Below are 549 nucleotides of genomic sequence, written 5' to 3' on the forward strand. Positions count from 1 at the left end.
CGCATGTCTATATGCTTCATCCCGCCGACTTGGGCCGACGAACGCGGATTTCAAGAGCACCCGAGCCGGATCAATAATACCGCCGGAACCATTGCCCCCAGGCATTGGGAACGGCATCATCCAATCCACACGCTGGGGTGGTGCTATGCAAGCTCTTTCAATCGTTGCTCTATTCCTCGGGTTCACCTGCACAATGTTCGTCCTGCTGCTTGGCATCGCCGACTACGTCGATCCTTTGGTTGGCTTGAAAATCCACTGATGGCGGTGAGGGCCGGCTGGTTGCTGGCTGGCGGCGTGCGCGCGACACCAATGCAAGACGTTTGGCGAGCGTCTCAAACGGGCAAAAGAAAAGCCCCGGCCTTTCGGTCGGGGCTTCGCGAAGCTTCGCTCCGTTCATCCTCACTGGTTGCGGTTGCCCACCAGTGCGAGGAGGAACTGGAACATGTTGATGAAGTCGAGATAGAGCGTCAGAGCGCCGAACACGGAGGCCTTTGAGGCAGTCTCGGAGTCGAAATTGCCGTACAGGTACATCTCCTTCAGCTTCTGGGT

1 protein-coding gene and 1 pseudogene are annotated in these 549 nt (G+C 57.6%); one reads left to right on the forward strand and one right to left on the reverse strand.

Annotated features, from left to right (window positions below):
• On the forward strand, nt 1-259 hold a 259-nt coding region (locus tag JKL46_RS35300), incomplete at its 5' end, for a hypothetical protein (RefSeq protein ID WP_210381560.1).
• A 140-nt stretch (nt 260-399) separates the two neighbouring features.
• Here JKL46_RS35300 and JKL46_RS36200 read toward each other — a convergent pair.
• Nucleotides 400-549: pseudogene (locus JKL46_RS36200) on the reverse strand (BAX inhibitor (BI)-1/YccA family protein); the annotation flags it as partial.

This window comes from Microvirga zambiensis WSM3693 (genome assembly GCF_016735695.1).
GTDB lineage: Bacteria > Pseudomonadota > Alphaproteobacteria > Rhizobiales > Beijerinckiaceae > Microvirga > Microvirga zambiensis.